Source organism: Aeromicrobium phragmitis, from assembly GCF_003674095.1.
GTDB classification, from domain to species: domain Bacteria; phylum Actinomycetota; class Actinomycetes; order Propionibacteriales; family Nocardioidaceae; genus Aeromicrobium; species Aeromicrobium phragmitis.
This window is the reverse complement of record NZ_RDBF01000098.1, coordinates 1-440: the sequence shown is the minus strand read 5'-3', so window position 1 is coordinate 440 and position 440 is coordinate 1. Positions and strand designations below refer to the sequence as shown.

1 protein-coding gene and 1 other annotated feature are annotated in these 440 nt (G+C 67.5%); the gene reads right to left on the bottom strand.

Annotation, left to right across the window (positions count from 1 at the left end; genetic code table 11):
• Positions 1–440: IS3 family transposase (locus tag D9V41_RS16445; RefSeq protein WP_166376098.1), on the bottom strand; the 440-nt coding region annotated here is incomplete at both ends.
• Positions 278–424 (bottom strand) — a sequence feature (AL1L pseudoknot). Its footprint overlaps the gene before it by 147 nt.

The window sequence follows — 440 nt, the reverse complement described above, 5'->3', positions numbered from 1 at the left end:
TGACCAGATCCTCGGGCCGTTCGGTCTCCGCGCCGTCGCCGATGGTGGTCTTGCGAGTCTTCTCCCGCGGGATCCCGCGCAGGCCCTCTTGCTTCATCAGCCGCTCCACGGTGCAGCGAGCGACCCTGACGCCTTCGCGGTTGAGCTCGGCGTGGATCTTCCTCGCACCGTAGACACCCAGGTTGGCCTTGTGGGCAACCTTGATGTCCTCGACCAGCTCGGCGTCGCGGATCGCGCGAGCGGACGGTGGCCTGGTCCTGGCCGCGTAGTAGCTGCTCGGGGCGATCTGCACGCCGGCGTTCTTCAGCACCGCGCAGATCGGCTCGACCCCGACCTCGCGCCCCTCGACCACGTCGTGGCGATGAGCATCGATGTAGGCGACTACTTGCTGGTGGGGCGGTCGAGCTCCGCCGCGAAGAAAGCCGCTGACGTCCTCAGAA